We start from the raw sequence: 1,006 nt of genomic DNA, 5'->3' as shown, positions 1-1,006 counted from the left end.
CCGTCGTCGCATCTCGAGATCAGCCCAGCGACGAGATCAGCCCAGCGACACGTTGGTCGTCGTCACCGGCACGGTGTAGATTTCCTCGATCTCGTTCGCGAAGTCGTTCAGGATGACATTGCGCTTGATGCTCATCTTGGGCGTGAGATGTCCGCTCGCCTCGGTCCATTCGCTGTCGAGGATCGTGAACTTGCGGATGGACTCGGCGCGCGAAACGTTCTTGTTCGCGATGTCCACCGCACGCTGCACCTCGGCCCGCACCTGCGGGTTCTTCGCGGCATCCGAGAGTGACATGTCCGCCGGTAGGCCGTTGTTCGCCAGCCAGGCGGGGAGCATCTCGGGGTCGAGGGTGATCAGCGCCGAGATGAACGGCTTCTGGTCGCCCACGACGACCACCTGACCGACGATCGGGTTCGCTCGAATCGGGTCTTCCAGTGCCGCGGGAGCGACGTTCTTGCCGCCGGCGGTGACGATGATCTCCTTCTTGCGTCCGGTGATCGTGAGGAAGCCGTCGGTGTCGAACGCGCCGATGTCACCGGTCTTGAACCAGCCGTCGTCGAACGCGGCGGCCGTGGCATCGGGGTTGCGCCAGTACTCCTTGAAGACGTTGACGCCCCGCACCTCGACCTCGCCGTCGTCGGCCAGACGCACGCCGACGCCGGGGAGCACCGGCCCCACCGTGCCGATCTTGGACTTCGTCGCGAGGTTGACGGTGGCCGGCGCCGTCGTCTCGGTGAGTCCGTAGCCTTCGAGGATGGTCACGCCGAGGCTGTGGAAGAAGTGGCCGAGACGTGGGCCCAGGGGAGCGGACCCCGAGACGGCATAGGTGACGCGTCCACCCATGGCTTCGCGGAGCTTGCCGTAGACGAGCTTGTCGAACAGGGCGAACTTCACCTTCGTGCCCAGCGGGATCTTCTTGCCTTCCTGGAGCAGTCGGGAGTGCTCGATCGCCGTGTGGGCCGCGGCGCGGAAGATCTTTTCCCTTGCGCCCGCCTCCGCCTTCTGC

At 65.4% G+C, this 1,006-nt stretch carries 1 protein-coding gene; it reads right to left on the bottom strand.

What is annotated here, in order from left to right; genetic code table 11:
- Positions 1-36: 36 nt before the first annotated feature.
- Positions 37-1,006: AMP-dependent synthetase/ligase (locus I5I_RS07385; RefSeq protein ID WP_036318177.1), on the bottom strand; the 970-nt coding region annotated here is incomplete at its 5' end.

The organism is Microbacterium sp. B24 (assembly GCF_000333415.1).
Classification (GTDB): Bacteria; Actinomycetota; Actinomycetes; order Actinomycetales; family Microbacteriaceae; genus Microbacterium.
This window is presented reverse-complemented; position numbering and strand designations above follow the sequence as displayed.